The organism is Cytobacillus sp. FSL M8-0252 (genome assembly GCF_038007345.1).
Lineage (GTDB): Bacteria > Bacillota > Bacilli > Bacillales > Cytobacillaceae > Cytobacillus > Cytobacillus kochii.
Genome location: NZ_JBBOWZ010000001.1, coordinates 3,022,398 through 3,040,463 on the forward strand (window position 1 = coordinate 3,022,398; position 18,066 = coordinate 3,040,463).

The 18,066-nt window shown below is 36.7% G+C and carries 20 protein-coding genes; all 20 read right to left on the reverse strand.

What is annotated here, in order from left to right; all coding sequences use genetic code 11:
- Positions 1-8: 8 nt before the first annotated feature.
- The 20 genes from MKX83_RS15155 to mtrB all read right to left on the reverse strand — a co-directional run bounded on the left by MKX83_RS15155 (position 9) and on the right by mtrB (position 18,047).
- The gene (locus tag MKX83_RS15155) at positions 9-614 is read right to left on the reverse strand and encodes a DUF1405 domain-containing protein (RefSeq protein ID WP_341056136.1); all 606 of its coding nucleotides are present in this window, start codon (positions 612-614) and stop codon (positions 9-11) included.
- A 75-nt stretch (positions 615-689) separates the two neighbouring features.
- On the reverse strand, positions 690-1,457 hold the full coding sequence (locus MKX83_RS15160; RefSeq protein ID WP_095372771.1) for a menaquinol-cytochrome c reductase cytochrome b/c subunit: 768 nt from the start codon (positions 1,455-1,457) through the stop codon (positions 690-692).
- 36 nt (positions 1,458-1,493) lie between these two features.
- Entirely contained in the window at positions 1,494-2,168 is a 675-nt protein-coding gene (gene qcrB, locus MKX83_RS15165) for a menaquinol-cytochrome c reductase cytochrome b subunit (protein ID WP_341056137.1), read from the reverse strand.
- A 13-nt stretch (positions 2,169-2,181) separates the two neighbouring features.
- Complete coding sequence (locus tag MKX83_RS15170) at positions 2,182-2,679, reverse strand: ubiquinol-cytochrome c reductase iron-sulfur subunit (protein ID WP_095372769.1); 498 nt, start codon at positions 2,677-2,679, stop codon at positions 2,182-2,184.
- A 149-nt stretch (positions 2,680-2,828) separates the two neighbouring features.
- Positions 2,829-3,293, reverse strand: coding sequence for a YpiF family protein (locus MKX83_RS15175; protein WP_095372768.1), 465 nt, complete (start codon positions 3,291-3,293; stop codon positions 2,829-2,831).
- 414 nt (positions 3,294-3,707) lie between these two features.
- Complete coding sequence (locus MKX83_RS15180; RefSeq protein WP_095372767.1) at positions 3,708-4,250, reverse strand: ReoY family proteolytic degradation factor; 543 nt, start codon at positions 4,248-4,250, stop codon at positions 3,708-3,710.
- A gap of 75 nt (positions 4,251-4,325) precedes the next feature.
- Positions 4,326-5,588, reverse strand: a complete 1,263-nt coding sequence (locus MKX83_RS15185) for a tetratricopeptide repeat protein (protein ID WP_095372766.1) — start codon at positions 5,586-5,588, stop codon at positions 4,326-4,328.
- A gap of 21 nt (positions 5,589-5,609) precedes the next feature.
- A complete protein-coding gene (locus MKX83_RS15190) occupies positions 5,610-6,509 on the reverse strand; it encodes a hypothetical protein (RefSeq protein WP_328197590.1) in 900 nt (299 codons plus the stop codon).
- A 149-nt stretch (positions 6,510-6,658) separates the two neighbouring features.
- A complete protein-coding gene (gene aroA / locus MKX83_RS15195) occupies positions 6,659-7,954 on the reverse strand; it encodes a 3-phosphoshikimate 1-carboxyvinyltransferase (protein WP_340975397.1) in 1,296 nt (431 codons plus the stop codon).
- A 27-nt stretch (positions 7,955-7,981) separates the two neighbouring features.
- The gene (locus tag MKX83_RS15200) at positions 7,982-9,088 is read right to left on the reverse strand and encodes a prephenate dehydrogenase (protein ID WP_341056144.1); all 1,107 of its coding nucleotides are present in this window, start codon (positions 9,086-9,088) and stop codon (positions 7,982-7,984) included.
- 150 nt (positions 9,089-9,238) lie between these two features.
- Entirely contained in the window at positions 9,239-10,339 is a 1,101-nt protein-coding gene (hisC, locus tag MKX83_RS15205) for a histidinol-phosphate transaminase (protein ID WP_322909557.1), read from the reverse strand.
- A 20-nt stretch (positions 10,340-10,359) separates the two neighbouring features.
- Positions 10,360-10,734: a chorismate mutase gene (gene aroH, locus MKX83_RS15210; protein WP_341056148.1), complete on the reverse strand. Its 375-nt coding sequence runs from the start codon at positions 10,732-10,734 to the stop codon at positions 10,360-10,362.
- Between the two features lie 2 nt (positions 10,735-10,736).
- Complete coding sequence (aroB, locus tag MKX83_RS15215; RefSeq protein WP_095372761.1) at positions 10,737-11,819, reverse strand: 3-dehydroquinate synthase; 1,083 nt, start codon at positions 11,817-11,819, stop codon at positions 10,737-10,739.
- Positions 11,820-11,821: 2 nt separating this feature from the next.
- Positions 11,822-12,994: a chorismate synthase gene (aroC, locus tag MKX83_RS15220; RefSeq protein WP_095372760.1), complete on the reverse strand. Its 1,173-nt coding sequence runs from the start codon at positions 12,992-12,994 to the stop codon at positions 11,822-11,824.
- Between the two features lie 135 nt (positions 12,995-13,129).
- On the reverse strand, positions 13,130-13,927 hold the full coding sequence (locus MKX83_RS15225) for a CheR family methyltransferase (protein ID WP_095372759.1): 798 nt from the start codon (positions 13,925-13,927) through the stop codon (positions 13,130-13,132).
- Between the two features lie 434 nt (positions 13,928-14,361).
- The gene (gene ndk / locus MKX83_RS15230; RefSeq protein WP_095372758.1) at positions 14,362-14,808 is read right to left on the reverse strand and encodes a nucleoside-diphosphate kinase; all 447 of its coding nucleotides are present in this window, start codon (positions 14,806-14,808) and stop codon (positions 14,362-14,364) included.
- Between the two features lie 111 nt (positions 14,809-14,919).
- Positions 14,920-15,882 carry a heptaprenyl diphosphate synthase component II gene (gene hepT / locus MKX83_RS15235; protein ID WP_095372757.1) on the reverse strand — a complete coding sequence of 321 codons (963 nt, stop codon included), beginning with the start codon at positions 15,880-15,882 and terminating at the stop codon, positions 14,920-14,922.
- A 77-nt stretch (positions 15,883-15,959) separates the two neighbouring features.
- A complete protein-coding gene (locus MKX83_RS15240; RefSeq protein ID WP_095372756.1) occupies positions 15,960-16,661 on the reverse strand; it encodes a demethylmenaquinone methyltransferase in 702 nt (233 codons plus the stop codon).
- 4 nt (positions 16,662-16,665) lie between these two features.
- The gene (locus MKX83_RS15245) at positions 16,666-17,502 is read right to left on the reverse strand and encodes a heptaprenyl diphosphate synthase component 1 (RefSeq protein ID WP_095372755.1); all 837 of its coding nucleotides are present in this window, start codon (positions 17,500-17,502) and stop codon (positions 16,666-16,668) included.
- A 311-nt stretch (positions 17,503-17,813) separates the two neighbouring features.
- A complete protein-coding gene (gene mtrB / locus MKX83_RS15250) occupies positions 17,814-18,047 on the reverse strand; it encodes a trp RNA-binding attenuation protein MtrB (protein ID WP_095372754.1) in 234 nt (77 codons plus the stop codon).
- Positions 18,048-18,066 lie beyond the last annotated feature (19 nt).

The following is an 18,066-nucleotide window of genomic DNA, read 5'->3' on the forward strand; positions in this document are numbered from 1 at the left end:
ATAAAAGGTTATTGATGAATCGAAGGCATTTTCAGCTGAAATCGCCCTTTTCGAATACATAATAGATAGGTCAAGCCTAAAGAAAATATGCTAAGCCAGAAAGTAAAATAACCGATTTGAGGAATATATTCATTAAGTACAGAATATCTCGGTAACATAAAGAAAACGTAGTCAATCACATCATTATGCAAAGTCCAGATAGTAGCAATTATAAGATGCCAAGCCTTTATGCGATAAAAAGGGGCATAGAGCACACCTTGTACAGCCATAGCACCATGGGAAATAATAAGCATGAGCGCCGTTATCTCCACTTCACCAGTCACTTGAAACACAAGTAAATTCATCACAACTGCCCAGATACCGTATTTCACGAGTGTAACAATTGCGAGTGCTTCAAAAATAGGCCAATTTCTACCTAATAAAAAGGCAATAAGAACAATAACAAAAAACAAACTAGCAGTTGGACTATCAGGAACAAATGGAAGGAATATTGCTGGTGTATCAACTAATTGCCACATATACCAATCGTAACCATATACAGTCCCGGCAATATTGATGATTAATAGAAGAATTAAAAAGCTTCGATTACCCAATATCGTATATATTTGTTTCATAGACTACCTCACTTACTACTTTTTATGTACGATACGAAAAGAAGCTGACAACTGCTGGTCAGCTTCTTTTTCACTTTATTCAGATTCTATACTGTCGATAAATTCGACCACTTTATCAAGTTCTTCATCACTACCTGTGAATATACCTGCTGGCATAGCTCCACGGCCGTTTTGAATCACATCTTTAATTTCTTCAGGTGATAATTCAACATCGATTAAAGCAGGTGCACCTGCACCACCTTGCAATTCATTACCGTGGCAAGTTAAACAAGTATTCGCTTCCATGAGCTTATACCCCTCTGCCTCGGTATCGACTTCAGCATCAGCAACGATTTTCCCTTGTTCTGCTGCAGCCTCCCAGTCATGGTGAGCAACTGATTCCCATGTAAGGAAGGTAACCCCCGCCAATGCAAGTAACATAAAACCTGTGGCAAAAGGACGTTTTGAAGGTCTACGTTCAGGACCGCGATCGATAAATGGCGCCAATGCAAGTGCACCAAATACTAATCCTGGAATAATAAATGCACCAATAACATTATATGGTCCTGATGCATATGTGTATTTTAGCAATTGATATAAGAATAAGAAATACCAGTCTGGTAGCGGAATATAAGCTGTATCACTCGGATCCGCGATTTTTTCAAGCGGTGGTTCGTGCGCAATTGTTAAACATAAGAAACCTACTAGGAAAACGGCTCCTACCATCCATTCTTTCAGTAAGAAGTTTGGCCAGAAAGCTTCTGTTTTGCCTGGATATTCCGAATAATCTTTCGGAATGAAAGTCTTACGTTCAGCAGATATACGGGAATCACCTACGAATTTCATTCCTTTTCCGCGATGCATGTAATAATTCCCCTCCTTTTAATAGAAGATTTCATTTTACAATGGACCAGAAATACCTTGTTTACGAATCATAATAAAGTGAGCAGCCATTAAGCCAAATAATACTGCTGGTAGGAAGAAAACGTGAATGGCGAAGAATCGTGTTATCGTTTGAGCTCCGACAATAGATGCATCCCCAGCAATAAGTGTTTTTAACATTTCACCAATAAATGGAGTTGATTCGACAATTTGAATGGTAACTTTTGTTGCAAATAAAGCTTTCATATCCCATGGTAATAGATAGCCTGTTAATCCAAGTGCTAACATTACAAAGAATATTCCTACTCCAACGAGCCAGTTTAATTCACGTGGTTTTTTGTAAGCACCTTGGAAGAATACGCGTAAAGTATGTAAAAACATCATAACAATAACTAAGCTAGCTCCCCAGTGATGCATGCCACGAACAATTTGTCCGAATGCTACATGGTTTTGTAAATAATACACAGACTCCCAAGCATTTTTGATATCTGGAACATAGTACATCGTTAAGAACATTCCAGATAAGATTTGAATGACAGTTACAAAGAACGTTAGACCTCCGAAGCAGTAAACAAACGCCGAAAAGTGATGCCCTGGGTTTACATGCTCAGGTACTTCGTGGTCAGCAATATCTCGCCAAATTGGCGTAATATCCAAACGTTCATCAATCCAATCATAAATTTTATTGAACAATGATTACGCCTCCTTATCGCGGTTCTGCCTTACCTAAGTGTAAGAACCCATCTACTTCTTTTGTTGGAAAAACATCAAGTGCTGCAATTGGTGGTGTACCTGGAACATTTGTACCATCTTTTGTATAAAGACCTCCGTGACAAGGACAATAGAAATGATTTTCATTTGCCTTATCTCCATTCCAGTTAACTGTACAACCTAAATGTTTACATACAGGTGATAATGCGACAACTTTATCATTCTCATCTTTGTAAACCCATGCAGTTCCAGTTTCTTCCGAAGAATACCAGCCATCTTGTTGTTCAAACGAATAGTCAACCCTAGTAGGCTCAGTTGTTAGGTCAGCTACCTTCTGATTTGTTGCAATAAAATCGCTTTCACCTTTCTTTTGTAGGACCGGATCTACTGCAAACCGCACCATAGGTAACAACATTCCTGCTGCCATGAATCCGCCTACACCTGTGAGTGTGTAATTAAGGAATTGACGTCTTGTCACACGATTTTTGCTCATACTTTTCCCCCCTCTATTATGAAGTTAAGTCCAACGGACAAAGTTCAACACAATATAAAACTAGGACATACCAATGATATATCAATCTTTATGGAAGGTCAATATAATCCTTCACTGAATCATCACAACTATGAGATTTATGTGACTCTTCAATCATTATTCTGCCATTTTTTCACAAATACATTCAGTAATTGTTTTACCTGATCTTCTAAAATTGAAAGCTTGTACTGATCATCCATGTTATCAAGCGGAATTGAAGGCATCCAAATTAACCCTCCATCTAACTGTTCTTCTACAGTTTTCCAATCACTATCAGAAGTTATGTAAAAAATATGTTTAAAATCTTGAGAAATTAATTCTTTTTCCCATTCTATTAAATCCGCAAGCCGTTTTTCCTCAGAAATTGTCTTTAGATAGCTCATTCCTGGTAACATAAGAATTCTGCCTTTAAATTGCTTTTCAAGTTGCCCAGATAAGAGGTTAATAAATTCGGTCATTGCTACTGTTTGCTTTATATCATCTGCAAAAGATACCGGATAAAGAGGAAGTATGACTGTATCAATATAATCTCTTTCTTTCAAAAACAATTGTATATCCTGTGTATGCCACTTCATCCTAATCACTCCAATTACGCCTTAATATTCCTTATTTATCATACCACGGAAATGACCTTCTATCAAAAGGCAACAGTGTCTATTTTTTGAACATTTCAGAATTAATTAAATATACTTTTTATACTTAGACGACGATGGAAAAGGGATTATAAATATTCCTAAGATTCATTAGCCTCTTACATGCCCATTGTTTTAATTAAAACCTTAAAACTCTAGAATTAAACTCAAAAAGCTTGGTGCTTTATTAGGACTTTCCGCATTCGCTTTTCACAAGAATAATATGCCCCCTGTTTTCATTTCATCATCTATTCGTCTTAACATATAATGAAATCAAAAAAAAAAGATATGACTCCCTTGAAAAACAGGAAGCATATCTTTTTTATCTGTACTTTTCTATAAATATAAAGAAAAAACCTATGTTTGAAGTTTATTCAATTTTGTTGTTAATTGAATAAATCTTTCTTTATCTTGTTTATCTAATGCCTCATCAATTTCTTTGAGTAATTTTTCCTTTTGAAAACGCGCTAAGCTCTCTGTTAAGAATCTTTCAGCTATCATACGGTCTTTTTCACTTATTCTTAATGTCTTTGGCATAAAAGGATTTTCTTCTAACACCGCTGCATATTGATGAGCTTTATTGGCAGCATGGAAGTTCAACTGAATAAATATATCTTCTTCTCTATTTAAGCGGATATCATGAAATGACTTTTCTGCGTCAGTTGTCATTACATTCTCTTTGTAAAAACGAAAAGGCGCTTCATCGACACAATGTGTAGACATAATTAATCCTCTCGGACAATACTGAGCCTGTTCCACAAAATGAACCTTCTCCATTAATTGATCATGACTCATTAAGTAGTTAAGAATCCAAACACACTCTCTTCTTTTTAACTGATAATGATTAAGAAACCAACGAATAAAGTCTTTCTTTTCATTGACAGATACAGGGGCCGTCATTTTGATTCCCTCCTCTGCTGCAGCTTTAATTTTTTTTACTTAAGCTTCAGGTAGACTTTCTGATGATGCAAACCTCTACGACTCATCTGAAAGCCGCTGCAGGATATCCTGATATTCTTCGTTGTGAGGTTCCAAACGAGTAAGCTTACTAAAAAGTTCGGCAGCCTCCTTTCGTTTTCCTTCTTCAATTAGAAAATATCCATAGTCTGCCAAGAAATCCGGCTGCTGTTTAAAATAAGTATATGCTTCATTGTATTTGTTTAATGCCTGTGAATATTCTTCTATTTCTTGATAACTTTTTGCTGCATCCCATAATAGTTGTGGATCAATCACTTCTGCGCTTTGCATTAATTCTGCAATTTCAATTACATCATTGAAACGCTCGTTATTCATAAAAACTTTATTTATCACAATAGCAGCATCAATATATTCTGGATCAATCGCTAACGCTTCTCTTAGGAGGTCAACTGCTAGTTGTTCATCTGGAATTTTCAAGGCTAGCTTACCACCATAAAAATAAAGTTCTTTATTATATTCATCTTGTTTAATTCCCAGTTTTACTGTTGCTAAAGCTTCTTGAACTTGTTCTTCACGTTCATATGCCTTTGCCAGATGCAAATACAGCGAGTGAAATTCTGGATCTATTTCTTTGAGTTCATTAAATTTCTCAATGGCTACTTGATTATAACCAGCTTGTAAAGCTGTGAATGCATAGCTAAATAGCGTATGTATTTCCAACTTTTCTTCAAGCGCTTTTTCATAATAAGGCAATGCTTCCTCAAAAGCTCCACCTGCACTTAAACTTTCAGCCATTCTTTGGTTAACGTTAACACCGCCAATAAGCTCCTTTTTTGTCAGTACTTTTTCATATAATTTAACTGCTTCTAAAAATTTTCCTTGCTCTGCACTCAACTCACCTAAGGCAAAATCGATAATTGGCTCATCGGGAAGTATCGCTTTCGCATCTAATAACTTCCTTTCACTGACCTCATATAAACCTTCCATCTGATATAAGTCTGCCAACAATAATAAGGCTTGGGGATAACTAGCATCTTGTTGATTTACTTGCTCTAATACGAGCACTGCTTCTTCTTCATTTCCTAGATCAATGAAGATTTCTGCTTTCATTACAAGCAGTTCGCCTTCCTCAGGGTAGGCATCTAACAGCCTCTCTATTAGTTGGTGTGCCTCCTTTAGAAACCCATATTGCATCAGTTCTTCCGCTAAAACAAACCTTTCTTCATGTGTACCGTGAGAAAGTATTTCTTTATATTTTTCTAATGCCTCATCATGTAAACCATTTTCTAACAAGGCAATAATCTTTTTTACTTTATCCATATCTATATCCTTTCAATACTATTATGATAGCTGGTAGTATGATGGTGTCTTAATCATGACTCTCTTACCAAATCCTTCAAGCGGATGATGCCAATCACCTGCCCGTAAGACTCTCCCACGTAAGCATGAGATGACCAGCCTCTCTCTATGATAATGATATACATCTAATTCTTCAATATTTGTGATTTCCCTGCCTCGTTTGTAAAAATTATAATTCGCTTCTAATCCAGGTTGTAATTGTGTTTTAAAAGGGTATATACCGATTGTTGCTTGCGTTTGCTCATTGATTAATTCACCATTTCTCAATGGATGAGCCACATATGGCAGGCGATGCTTTTTCATATAATACACCCACTTTTGTTGCAGTAAACGGTAGTCTTTTTCATTATCAACATGCTTAAAAATAGGGATTAAGGTACTAAAGTAAGGAAAGAACGCTTCTTTCACCCATCCCCATGGCATATCGTCTAAATCATTGATTCCCGTTATTTCCACAAAAACAGCAGGAATTTTTTCTTTTCTTAATAATCTTATCATGTCTGGTTGCAGTGAAGCCAATGGCAATTGCACCCCTAACAAATAATCAATTGGAGAAATTTTCAGCTTATCATCCAACAGTTGGATAGCTGACTTTAATTGATGTTTATAGCTTATTTCCACCTTCGTCATAAACACTAGACATCCCTTTAAAATCAGCTCAGAAAGAAAGAAGTTAGGCATATCGTCAGGTATTGTCTCAACATACTTAACAAGGGGAGGAGAAATCACGTACGGATCTCCGTCTATTTTCATATACGTATATTGCCTAAAGGGTGCTTCTCTAACGGCAAGGATTTTCTCATTACCGATAACGTAAGAGGTAGGAACATAGGCGCCCTTGCTTTTATTCTGCCGATAAACGTTCTCAATCATATATACCATTTATCATCATCCTTATCTCATCTTTTTAGACAAGCTATGATGAAAACAAGAATATATGATTAGTTTTTACATTTCGCTCACAAAAAGAAAAAATTGTGGTGCATACCGTATGTCATCATTGGCATGTACCACAAGCGAATAGATATGAATTATTTTACTAATAAATGATCAATATGATCAAAGAAGCTTGGATATGAAACAGCGATAGCATCTGGCTGATAGAGTTCTATATCCCCGTCTGAAATTAATGAAGCAATGGACAGCATCATACCAATACGATGATCACCATAGCTCTCGACAGTTCCTCCCGATAGAGAAGTTTGACCTTCAATAATCATCCCATCATCAGTTGCTTCAATATTTGCACCTAGTTTTTTCAACTCATTCACAACTGTATCAATACGATTCGTTTCTTTTACTTTTAATTCTTGCGCATCTTTAATAATCGTTTTCCCGGTAGCTTGTGTCGAAAGTAGGGCAATAATTGGTATTTCATCAATTAATCTCGGAATCTTATCTCCGTCAATTGTCACACCTTTAAGTTCAGATGTTTCAATAAAGATATCACCCGCAGGCTCCTCGTGACCGTTACTCTCATATGGCTCAATCGTCATTTTTGCACCCATTTCTTTTAGTACATCAATGATACCTGTTCTTGTTGGATTTAAACCCACATTTTTAAGGATGATTTTACTATTAGGTACGATAGCTCCTGCTGCTAGGAAAAAGGCAGCTGAGGAAATATCTCCTGGTACAATAAGATTCGTTGCTGTAAATGACTGACCACCTTCAACTGAAATCGTTCCATTATCATTTGAAACATTTCCACTGAAGGCATGAATCATTCTTTCTGTATGATCTCTCGTTTTTTCAGGTTCAATAATCTTTGTTGTCCCTTTTGCTTGTAATCCAGCAAGGATGATGGCAGATTTCACTTGAGCACTAGCTACTGGTAAAGTGTAGGTGATTGATTCAAGCTCACCACCAGTAACAGATAAGGGAGTGAACTCACCTGATTGACGTCCCTCTATTTTAGCACCCATCTCCTTTAAGGGTCCAACCACTCTTGTCATAGGACGTTTACCAATGGACGAATCACCGATTAAAACACTATGAAAAGGGCGCCCAGAAAGGATACCCATAATGAGACGAATGGTTGTTCCTGAATTACCGACATCAAGCACTTCTTCTGGTTCTTTTAGGGCGTCAATACCTTCACCATGAATAATAACTGTTTGATCTTCATGCTCTATTTTAACACCAAGTTTTCTAAAACAAGCAATTGTACTAAGGCAATCTTCACCAGCTAAAAAATTCTTAACGACTGTTTTACCTTTTGCAATTGAACCGAACATAATCGACCGATGAGAAATCGATTTATCACCAGGGATATGAATCTCACCAGATAATCCATTATGTGTAAAATTCAAATTCTTTACACTCACACTTAATCACCCTTTTTTTTAACATAGTTACATGCCAATTGTATGTTCAAAAGATGTTTGTCTATTTATGCAATCTATTGCACGATCACGATCCTCTTCTGTTTGAAAGCTAATCACAAGCACGCCAGTTATTTCTTCTCTCGTTTCTCTAATACTAATATTTGTGATACTAATCTCTTCTTTTGCTAAATAACCAGTAATTTCCGAAATGACCCCTGGATAATCAGGGACATCGACAAATAGGTCATAAAAGGCCGGAATGGCTCCTTTTTGTTTTTGTGGCATTTCATCACGAAAGGTTTTGGCAGATTGAAAATATTGAAAGATCTCTTCATTATCCGCAGTAGTAAGCATTTCATAGACATAGTTCATTTCTTTTTTCCAGTCTTCTAATAAACCTAATAACACCTCATTATTTTGCAAGAGTATATCACGCCACATCGCTGGGCTACTAGAAGCAATTCTTGTGATATCCCTAAAACCACCTGCAGCAAGACGAGGAATGAGCTTTTGTGTTTGACTACTCTCTTCTGCTCGACGAACGAGAGAAGCAGCAATAATATGCGGGAAATGACTAATCACACCTGTTAAGTAATCGTGCTCATGTGGTGTCACTGTAATAAACTTAGCCTTTGTACTTGTCAGCCACTCTTTTAAACGATCGATTTTCTCTTCCGTAATATGTGGTTCAGGTGTTAAAAGATAGAAGGCATTCTCAAATAAAAGTCGTCTGGCTGCAGATACACCACTCTTATGTGAACCGGCCATCGGATGACCGCCAATGAATGTAAAACCTTTTTGTTTTAAATAATTGGCAGATGATATAATTTCTTTCTTCGTACTTCCCGCATCGGTTATAATTACATCTCTTTTAAGATTCATGTGTGCGAGTTCTTCTACTATTCTTTTTGTCTCATTTACTGGTGTAGCAATAATAATCAGGTCAGCCTTCTCAGCACCTTCACGAATAGTTGAAACTGACTCATCAATTACACCCAGCATCTTACCGAGTTTTAACTGTTCTTTATTTACATCATAACCGCTACATTTGGCTTCAAGATGAGTATGCTTAATTGAAAGTGCAATAGAACCACCGATTAATCCTAGACCAATAACAAATACTTGTCCATTCATGTTTTAACACACCTCTTGTTAGAAAACTCATTGATTGACGAAGGTATGAGGGTAAACTATTAAATAGAAAAACACCACTACCCTACAAATACTTTTTCGTGTAAAACAATTTCAGAGACGAATTTCGCCTCTGAAATAAAAAATTCCTAATTAAGATACTGTCTTGATTTCAGATAGAAATTGAGACATCGCTTGTATAACACCGTCATTTTGTTCCTTTGATCCAACTGTTACGCGAACAGCTGTAGGAAACCCTAAGGCTTGACCCGATCTAACAATATAGCCCTTTTCTAATAGTGATTGAAACACGCGATTTCCCTCCACAGCAAAGTCGATCAAAATAAAATTTCCTTGGGATGGGTAGTAATCTAATCCGTTTTCCTCACAAAATTGATAAAATTGCGCTAATCCACTTCGATTTTCTTGTCTACATTTTTCAATGAACACATCGTCAGATAATGCTTGTATAGCTACCTCTTGACCGAAGCGGTTGGCATTGAATGGTTCCCTGACTGGCTCTAACGCGCGAATGAGTGGTGCTTGAGCAATCCCGTAACCAATACGTAGGCTAGCAAGTCCATAAATCTTAGAGAAAGTACGAAGAGCGATGACATGTGGAAAAGCCTCAACAATTTTAATGGAATCATGATAATCTTCTGCTGTCGTATATTCACAATACGCTTCATCTAGTACAACTAATACATCTTCAGGAACTTTACTTATAAACGCCACTAGTTCATCGTTGGGAATATAGGTGCCAGTTGGGTTGTTCGGACTACAAACCCAAACGATTGCTGTTTGCTCATCAATTTGCGCTAACATATTCTCTAGATCATGTTGCCCTTCTTTAAGCGGTACCTCACGTACCTCCGCTCCTTCAATGATTGCATTATGTTTATATTGAGGAAAGGTTGGTGTAGCCATAACAGTATTTGTTTCAGGACTTAATAATGCACGAGAAAGCATCATAATTGTCTCATCCGAGCCATTTCCAAAGATTAATTGATCCTGACTCACACCAAGATGACTAGCTAGGGCTTCACGCAAATTTGTAGCATAGCCGTCCGGATATAAAGCAAAAAATGCAGAAGGTTGCTGAATTGCCTCTGACGCTTTTGGTGAACAACCGAAGGGATTTTCATTAGAAGCAAGTTTTGTTATTTCACTTAGGCCATATTGTTTTTTTACTTCATCTATAGATTTTCCAGGTTGGTAAGGGGTCAAATTTAATATTTGCTGCTTCCACTTCATTTTCCTCATACTCCTCTTCTTTATCTATTTAATTCTTGTTGTAAATCCGGTCGTAATGATAATGCATTTCCTAAATAAATATGAGAAATTTTTTCTTGAGCAATCTCCGTGTTCACATGCATCATTACCCGAATACATTTTGTTAAACCTTTTGGAACAGGAATTTCTCTCATACACATGACTGGCACATATGTCCATCCCTCAATTGCCCGGAGCGCCTTTGCTGGAAAGGATTCTGTGATGTCATCTGTTACAGAAATAAATACACTTACGACAGAATGTGCGTCTATATGATTCTCCTTAATCATTTCCCGTAGCAACTGCTCGGTAGCTGCCACTATTTCTTTTTCTTCATTCTTTTCAACAGTAATCGCACCTCTCACCCCACGTATCACCTTTATCCCCCCTTATGAAAGCTTGCCAATTCTTCTAGTATGATTTCATCGGAAATATCCTCTAAAACTGGTTTCCCGATTCTGGTTAACAACACAAACTTTACTTGGCCTGCCACACTCTTTTTATCTTGTTTCATTCTTTTTAATAGTTTTTCATGACTTATATGATCGGGAATCGTGGTTGTATATCCTAAAATCTGTAACCATTGTGTGAAATCTTCTACATTAAATGAAAGATTTAATTTTTTCTGACTTAATTTAAGAGCAAAAATCATTCCAACTGCGACCGATTCACCATGCGTCCAACCGCCGTAGCCCATTTCAGCCTCAATCGCATGACCTAATGTATGACCAAAGTTTAAATATGCTCGCACACCTTTTTCTTTTTCATCCGCTGCGACAAACTCTCCTTTTATTTCTATGCCTCTTGTTAAAAAGGATGAAAGTAACGTAGGAGAAAGTTCTTCTAGCGTATGGAGTTCACTACGCATCTGTGCATAAAACACTTCATCATGAATGAGTCCATGCTTAATTACTTCAGCGAACCCTGAGCGTTTTTCTTGCAAGGATAGTGATTGCAAAAATTCTAAATCATAAAAAACTGCTTCCGGCTGATGAAAAGAACCAATCATATTCTTTCCTAAAGGATGATTGATGGCTACTTTACCACCTACTGCACTATCGTGAGCAAGAATGGTAGTTGGTATCTGTATAAAAGGGATACCTCTCATGAATGTAGAAGCAACAAACCCTGCCAAGTCACCAATTGCCCCTCCACCTATTGCAATAATAAGCGATTTTCTATCGAGCTTTTTCTCAAGTAAAAAGCCGGTAATGTCATAATAGACATCAAAAGTCTTGGCATTTTCTCCGCTAGGTGCAATGTAAACGGAGAAGGGCAGCTCACTAAAAGCTGCCTTTAAGTCGTTCCAATAAATATCCGCTACCTTTTCATCAATAATGATGCCAATATTGGTGACTTCCTTCATATTTTCTTGAATGAATGCTTGTACACCATGAATAGCACCGCTACCAATAACGACTGGATAAGAGTGATGTTGAGTTGAAATTTGCAGCTGCACCATCTTTAAAACTCCTTTGCATACCGTTTTTGATCGGCAATTATATCCTTTAACGTCTCAAAGCGATCTGCATAGAATTGTTCAACAATCGCGCTTGCTAACTCCCAAGCAATTACATGCTCTGCCACTACTGCCGCCGCTGGTACTGCACAACTATCTGAACGTTCAATACTAGCATTAAAAGGCTCTTTCGTATCAATATCTACACTTTCTAATGGTTTATATAGTGTTGGTATAGGTTTCATTACACCTTTAACAACAATCGGCATACCAGTTGTCATGCCTCCTTCAAAACCACCAAGATTATTCGTTTTACGATAATAACCTTTCTCCTCACTCCAAGCAATCTCATCATGTACTTGACTACCTGGCTTTCTAGCGGCTTCAAAGCCAATACCAAATTCAACACCTTTAAAGGCATTTATACTCAACATCGCATAAGCAAGTTTTGCATCTAGTTTACGATCATAATGAACATAACTACCAACTCCCGAAGGCATACCTTCTACAACTACTTCAACGACACCACCAATAGAATCACCATTCTTCTTGGCATTGTCAATCGCTACCATCATCTCTTCTGCTGCTACACTGTCTAAACAACGAACTGGAGACTCTTCAGTTATTGTTTTTAATTCTTCCATTGAAGAATAACTTTTCACATTTGAGACGATTCCACCGATCTCCACAACATGCCCCACAACTTCAATGCCTAAAGATGATAATAACTTTTTCGCTACAGCACCCGCTGCAACTCTCACTGTTGTTTCTCGAGCTGATGAGCGCTCTAATACATTTCTCATATCTCTATGACCGTATTTTACAGCACCATTTAAGTCCGCATGACCAGGTCTCGGTCTTGTTATTTTTCTTTTTACTTCTTCTAATTCCTCCGGTTCAATTGGTGCTTGCCCCATAATCTTAGTCCAATGCTTCCAATCATCGTTCTCAACGACAAGGCCAACCGGTGATCCTAATGTATATCCATGTCTAACGCCGGATGTAATCTGAACAGTATCTTTTTCAATTTGCATTCTACGGCCACGACCATATCCTTTTTGCCTTCTTGCAAGTGACTCATTAATATCTGTTTCTAGTAATGGCAACCCTGCAGGCAAGCCTTCAATAATTGTTGTTAATTGGGGTCCATGTGATTCCCCAGAAGTTAAATATCTCATTACTCTTTCCCCCTTCAACGCTTTAAAGGATTATGTATCAATATAACATATGAACATCTATAAACATAGTATAAATTTAAAAATAATCTTTTATTTCTATAAAAATTATGTAACTAGTTAGGTTGAAAAGCCTATTTATTTTATTAACGGCAGTCCGCTTGTCTTTTTATAAAAAAAAGATTGCTGATTTTTCAAGTCATATAGAGAGGGATTAAATATTTGTTCCGTACTTCCGACAAATAAGTAACCACCATTTTTAAGTGCTTTACTAAATTTGCTATAAATCATTGCTTTTGCTTCTTCGGTAAAATAAATAAGGACATTTCGACAAATAATTAAGTCATAGTCTTTTAAAAAAGAATCGGCAAGTAAATTTTGCTTTTGGAAGACTACTGTTTGTTTAATCTCATCTGATAGAATATATTGTTTTCCTTCTTGAAAAAAATACTTCTTTTTCATTTCATCAGGTATCTCCTGAAGAGAACGTTCATGGTAAATGCCTGTTTTCGCTCTCAGTAGTGCAGATTCATCAATATCAGTAGCAAAAATTCGGATTTTTGAAAGAGGTAAATATTTAGATAAGATCATCGCTAGTGTGTATGGCTCCTCTCCTGTTGAACAGGCAGCACTCCATAGCTTCAATGGCTCTTTCTTCTGTAACAATGGAGGTAGTATTTCTTTTTCTAACACTTCCCACCTCTTTCGATTTCGGTAAAACTCAGAGACATTAATCGTCATACGATCTAAAAACTCAGCCAACAGCTTTTTGTCTTTAACCATCGCAAGATATAACTGGTTAAAAGATGTATACCCCTTTTTATCATAGAAAGCTTGGAGTCGCCTTTTCATTTGTGTTTCTTTATATTGAGCCAAATCAATACCCGTATATTGTTTAACCTTTTCAATAAATTGCTCATATTCATGTTCGTACATGAGGTGTACACCTCCCTTATAAAGCTACATTTTCTATCTAGTATAAAACAAAAGTGCAAATAATGTTGAAATTTTTTTGAATTGCCGTAAATAATTCGATCTACTTTATAAAAAGTATACAAAAGGTCAACGGAGAGTTTATCATTTTCTCTCTACTCTTGATAAAGCAGCTTAATGAATTGTCCTTAACGACTTTGCTCAGCTTTCTTTTTTCTCTTCATAGATGCGTTATTCCCTTTGGCACGCTATCTTTTTCGTTTTTTAATCCAGACGGATGCGTAATACCATTTTGCTACGCCATCTTTCTCTTTTTCACTCCAGATGGACGCGCTAATCCCTTCTCCTCAACTGTATATAAACACCAAAATTATTAGAGCCATTATTTAAGCAAAAAAAACGCCTGGCAATTGCCAGACGTTTTTAGAGTGAATAGATTAGTTAGACCAATCGTTAATTAACTTTTTGTATTCGACAATCTGCTCTTCTTTAAAGAACAGACCGATTTCACGTTCTGCACTTTCTTTTGAGTCTGAACCATGAATAACATTCTTACCAACAGTTACTGCGAAATCGCCACGGATAGAGCCTGGTACAGCATCTTTAGGGTTAGTTGCACCCATCATTTGACGAGCTGTGGCAATCACATTTTCACCTTCCCAAACCATTGCAAAAACGGGTCCAGAAGTAATGAAGTCTACTAATTCACCAAAGAAAGGACGCTCTTTATGCTCTCCATAATGCTCTTCTGCAAGCTCAGTAGGAATACTCATTAACTTTGCGCCTTTTAGTTGGAAGCCTTTCTTTTCAAAACGAGAAACGATTTCTCCAATTAAATTACGTTGTACACCATCTGGTTTAACCATTAAAAAAGTTTGTTCCATTTTCAAACACTCCTCTTGCTCTATGTATTATTTATCATCCATAATCCATCAAAAATATTATCATTGTTTTGACAATTTAGCAACTTCCAATTGATAAAATGACAGTTTCGATTAAAACTTTCTTTTACCAATTGTTTTCGCAATATCTCGCAGTAAATTTTTTGCGCGGTTTTGTGGAAGCTCAGCAATCAATTTTAGCGCTTTTTCAAGGTATAATTCACTTAATGTTAGGCTACGATCAATCGCATCGGAATTTTTTATCAATTCTAATGCTCGCTCAATTTCTGCTTCTGTTGAATGGTCAGTTATTTTTACTAAATTGTCTTTAATAGCAGGTGTTTCCATAGCAAGTAATACAGGTAAAGTAATATTCCCTTGCTTCAAATCACCACCAGCAGGTTTCCCTAGCTCTTTTTCTGTCCCCACAAAATCAAGCACATCATCAATAATTTGATAACTCATTCCAATATAATAACCTATAAAATATAACTTTTTATGTAACTCATCCTCTACATCAGCTGCGATCGCTCCTAATTGACAGCTCGCTGCAATGAGGATAGCGGTTTTTCTTCTAATTCGACGTAAGTATTTTCGCAAATTTTGATTAAATTGAAATTTATCCTCAATCTGTTCAATTTCACCTAAACATAATTCCACAAGCGTATGAGCTAAAATTTGGTGCGCAATCGGCTTATTAATGTTAGAGAGAACATCCAGGGCTCTCGCAAAAATATAATCACCGGTATACATAGCAATCCGGTTATCCCACCTAGATTTAATTGTCGGCTGTCCGCGACGCAAATCTGCATCATCAATTACATCATCATGAACAAGTGACGCCATATGGATGAGTTCTAATGAAACTGCTACATTTTTTATGTTATTAATATCATAGTTGCCAAATTTACCACCAAGTAAAACAAATACTGGTCGTAATCTTTTTCCACCAGCCTGTAATAATGAAAGGGATGCCTCATGAAGCAAAGGCGATTCAGCCTGTATAGTGTCCTCTAATTCTTTTTCAATAATATTGATGTCAGCATTCAAAAAAGAATAGATCATCTTTAATTTCATATCGATACTCACCCAGCTTTAAATCCTTCATGCACATTCATACTTGTCAATGATGAATTACATTTCAGAACAAATTATTATTTATGTCCAATATGGACCGCCGCTACGCCACCAGTATATGGCTTATACTCAACATCACGAAAACCTGCTTTTTTAAACATTCCCGCTAATTCTTTTATACCAGGAAAATCTTTAGCAGACTCTTGTAACCATGAATATTCCTCATAGCTTTTTGCAAAGATTTTACCAAATGCCGGCATAATAAAACGGAAATAAAAACGGTAGCCTTGTTTAAAGCCAATCATTGTTGGTTGAGAAGTTTCTAAGCAAACAGCTATCCCACCAGGCTTCACTACACGATACATTTCCTTTAAGACTTGCATATAATCAGGAACATTCCGTAAGCCGAATCCGATTGTTACATAGTCAAAGCTATTATCAGGGTATGGTAATTCCATCGCGTTTCCATGGACTAATTCTATGTTCTTGATTGGGTGGTTGCTCACCTTCTCTTCACCAATCTTAAGCATATTTTTGCTAAAATCTAAACCAATGACTTCCCCATTTTCACCTACAGCTTCTGATAATGCTATCGTCCAATCGCCCGTTCCACAACAAATATCGAGCGCTTTTGCCCCAGGCTTTACATCCATTCGTTTCATCGTATCTTTCCGCCAGCGCAGGTGCTGTTGAAAACTAATGACTGAGTTCATCTTATCGTAATTACCATATATTTTTTCAAATACTTTATGCACACGTTCTTCTTTCGATTGTACCATGTATTTAACCTTCCTCTACAAATGATTGAACAGCTTCTTGTTGCTGGCTTTTCATCCATTTTAGTTTTTCTCTAAATAGCTCTGTATGTTCGCATTTATCAATGGATTGCTCAATTTCTTTAAAGGATAAGGAGACGTATTTATCACAAATATGAATAAGACTTTGTTTATTATTATGCAAAGTAAATGGTACACTTTGCTCTGTCTCAAATAATTTAGATAAAGCGTCAAATAAAATGGACGGTTTACCAGCTAAAAATTGCTTTTTCTCGAGTAACACTCTATTAATAAAAACAAGATTTGCTGCTAATTCACCAAGCTCACCTCTATTGTAAAAGTGAGTAATACGATCAAATAAAGAGGACTCCGTCTTTTTTAAAGACTCCATTAACGATTCTACAGTAACTCTGGCATGGCTATAAACAGAAACTTTATGTTCATTTACTTCCATAATTCCTTCAGCTAAAGTACGTATCATAAAAATATCATCTATTTCAGCTAAAATTTGGTAGTATAATCCACTATAATAAGTTCCTGCTAAAATGGTGAGCTGCCTTCCCTTTAGACGCTCTAATGGAAGAGGTTCATTTTGAACGCTTTCGTGTGTATCAAGGGCGATTTGCACAAGCATGGTCGTTATGATATATTTATCTGCTTTAGATTTCGGTATTTGCAGGTTATCGACAATAAACATGATTAAAAGAAGCTTGTCTTCGTCAATATATGGTTGTTGAATGATCTTTGACATATAAGGTTGACGCGTTTTTTTCTGAAGAACTTCCTTTAAGTTCATTAATCGTGTATTCATATCTTGTAGTTTGGCGTTCTTGTTTGCATTCATTATATATTCCCCCGATACGGGCAATCCTTATGATCGACATATGAACCAATCATTTACTAAAGATTATTTATAGTAGCACTTCCCTTTTACATTGCCCAAAAAGTGACTTAATTGTTCTCCCTTAGACATAAAAAAAGCCTCTCACTTTTATAAAATCATTGCGTCCATTCCTTTTTTAAAGCTTATTTAACTTGAATGGTAGAGCGCTTGACTTCAATGATAAGCCAGTGACAATTATATCATAAAACAAAGTGACTTGTTAGGGGAATATAAAGGAAAGGCATATAAATTCATGTCAATCGATCATACCTTTAAGCTTTCTTTTCACTTTCTACTTCTCCATATGCTGTTACGATGGACGCATGCCCCCGTATTTTAATAGCAGAAGTATGCTCTGTAAATTGAGCAATCATGACTTCTCCCTCATCTAATTTCTCCGAATGATGAAACCTCGTGTCTGAGCCTCTTGTTAAACCAATCACATTTACGCCATCTTCTTTTGCTTTAATGACGACATATTCATTGCCAGGATTTGTTCTCTCCATTTGAGTCACCTCTATCCTA

What these genes read in the sequence shown, in the direction of transcription:
- MKX83_RS15245 (WP_095372755.1), bottom strand. Translation starts at nt 17,502, where the DNA reads ATGAATGCAAACAAGAACGCCAAACTACAAGATATGAATACACGATTA.
- hepT (WP_095372757.1), bottom strand. Translation starts at nt 15,882, where the DNA reads ATGAAATTAAAGATGATCTATTCTTTTTTGAATGCTGACATCAATATT.
- ndk (WP_095372758.1), bottom strand. Translation starts at nt 14,808, where the DNA reads ATGGAACAAACTTTTTTAATGGTTAAACCAGATGGTGTACAACGTAAT.
- MKX83_RS15190 (WP_328197590.1), bottom strand. Translation starts at nt 6,509, where the DNA reads ATGGTATATATGATTGAGAACGTTTATCGGCAGAATAAAAGCAAGGGC.
- MKX83_RS15180 (WP_095372767.1), bottom strand. Translation starts at nt 4,250, where the DNA reads ATGACGGCCCCTGTATCTGTCAATGAAAAGAAAGACTTTATTCGTTGG.
- MKX83_RS15185 (WP_095372766.1), bottom strand. Translation starts at nt 5,588, where the DNA reads ATGGATAAAGTAAAAAAGATTATTGCCTTGTTAGAAAATGGTTTACAT.
- MKX83_RS15155 (WP_341056136.1), bottom strand. Translation starts at nt 614, where the DNA reads ATGAAACAAATATATACGATATTGGGTAATCGAAGCTTTTTAATTCTT.
- MKX83_RS15160 (WP_095372771.1), bottom strand. Translation starts at nt 1,457, where the DNA reads ATGCATCGCGGAAAAGGAATGAAATTCGTAGGTGATTCCCGTATATCT.
- MKX83_RS15200 (WP_341056144.1), bottom strand. Translation starts at nt 9,088, where the DNA reads ATGAATGGACAAGTATTTGTTATTGGTCTAGGATTAATCGGTGGTTCT.
- mtrB (WP_095372754.1), bottom strand. Translation starts at nt 18,047, where the DNA reads ATGGAGAGAACAAATCCTGGCAATGAATATGTCGTCATTAAAGCAAAA.
- hisC (WP_322909557.1), bottom strand. Translation starts at nt 10,339, where the DNA reads ATGAAGTGGAAGCAGCAAATATTAAATTTGACCCCTTACCAACCTGGA.
- MKX83_RS15170 (WP_095372769.1), bottom strand. Translation starts at nt 2,679, where the DNA reads ATGAGCAAAAATCGTGTGACAAGACGTCAATTCCTTAATTACACACTC.
- MKX83_RS15225 (WP_095372759.1), bottom strand. Translation starts at nt 13,927, where the DNA reads ATGTACGAACATGAATATGAGCAATTTATTGAAAAGGTTAAACAATAT.
- aroB (WP_095372761.1), bottom strand. Translation starts at nt 11,819, where the DNA reads ATGGTGCAGCTGCAAATTTCAACTCAACATCACTCTTATCCAGTCGTT.
- aroC (WP_095372760.1), bottom strand. Translation starts at nt 12,994, where the DNA reads ATGAGATATTTAACTTCTGGGGAATCACATGGACCCCAATTAACAACA.
- MKX83_RS15240 (WP_095372756.1), bottom strand. Translation starts at nt 16,661, where the DNA reads ATGGTACAATCGAAAGAAGAACGTGTGCATAAAGTATTTGAAAAAATA.
- MKX83_RS15175 (WP_095372768.1), bottom strand. Translation starts at nt 3,293, where the DNA reads ATGAAGTGGCATACACAGGATATACAATTGTTTTTGAAAGAAAGAGAT.